A 1269-nucleotide genomic window follows, 5' to 3' on the forward strand; every position below is an offset into this window, starting at 1 on the left:
CTAAGCCTGTACGCGCTGATGGTACTGCAACCGGGAGGTTGTGGGAGAGTAAGTCACCGCCGACACCAAACAACAAAACAACAAAATAGTGTTTATACGATAGTCCCCGAAAGACCATCACCCCGAATAATTGTGGGTGGTTGGTGCTTTTGGGGATTAATTGTGGTTTTACCCCCGCTAGTGTAGGCGACTTGTACTGCTGTCGAGCAGGGGTTATGCGTGGTGGGGTGTGTGGGTTTTACCCCTGGTGTCTTTTCGGGTGGGTAGTCTGATGCCTTGGTAGACGAAAACATATTCGACACATTGAAGGGTGTAGTACACCCCCGGGGGGGATTCGACCACAATGAGTACACCACCACCCACCACAGACCACGCGCACGTAGGCGGGCCGGTGCATGACACCACGGCGGGAGATACCCGTCTACCCAGCGCTACTTGCGCGGCAGGCGAATCCGAGCGCGCCGATGGTATAGCTGATGCACGCATGATCACTGCCGCTGACGGCGACGAGGCACCTGATACCGACACTGATGCTGAGGCAGGAGAACCGGTAGTCTTTTATGCCACCAATACCCCAAACAATCCTATTGCTGCTGCTGGAGCACAAGCCCGGAAGAACTCCTGGTTTTTCTACCAGTCACTCCTTCCAGACCTGGGCGACGACGTCGATCTGACACTGACCAGCCTGGCTAAAGACCTAGGGCTTTCCTATAGCATCTTGTCTGGCATTATTAGGGCGCATTTCCGCATGCAGGAACTCCCCCTGGTAGCAGCGACTAACGTGGAGCAGTGGATCCTGGATACACCACGCTTGCGGGTTATCGATAGGGAAGTAGAACGTATAGGCGACAACCACGAACATGTGGGACTGGTCGATGCCGCCCTGGCAGACTATCTGACACCGACAGCACCGAGCCAACATGTACCTACTGCTGCAGAAATCCGCCGGTTTATCCGCGACTTCATCGACACCCACCACCTGGCCATCGACGACACTGACGAGGTCGAACCCACCCTCAACGTATCTGTACACAATAACCGGGCCACTATCAGTGTGACGTGTGATAAAGCCACTGCCGCCATCATCGCCCGCCATATTGATGCCCATGCCGCCAACCACAAGTGCGGTGCCGGTGAAGCCTTAATCCAACTCATCCTGGATAACACGCACACCAAAGTCGCGATCAATACCTGGGCCTGGCCCCCAGAAAGTGGACACGTCGGGGGTTAGTTATGCTGCTTGGGTCAGTGTAGCTGAATTAAGCGCTT

At 55.2% G+C, this 1269-nt stretch carries 1 protein-coding gene; it reads left to right on the forward strand.

Annotated elements, in window-relative coordinates; all coding sequences use genetic code 11:
* The first annotated feature begins 343 nt into the window (after window positions 1-343).
* A complete protein-coding gene (locus tag QP908_RS11730) occupies window positions 344-1231 on the forward strand; it encodes a hypothetical protein (protein WP_284772363.1) in 888 nt (295 codons plus the stop codon).
* Window positions 1232-1269: the final 38 nt, after the last annotated feature.

Source organism: Corynebacterium sp. MSK204 (assembly GCF_030229885.1).
Lineage (GTDB): Bacteria > Actinomycetota > Actinomycetes > Mycobacteriales > Mycobacteriaceae > Corynebacterium.

What these genes read in the sequence shown, in the direction of transcription:
- QP908_RS11730 (WP_284772363.1), top strand. Translation starts at nt 344, where the DNA reads ATGAGTACACCACCACCCACCACAGACCACGCGCACGTAGGCGGGCCG.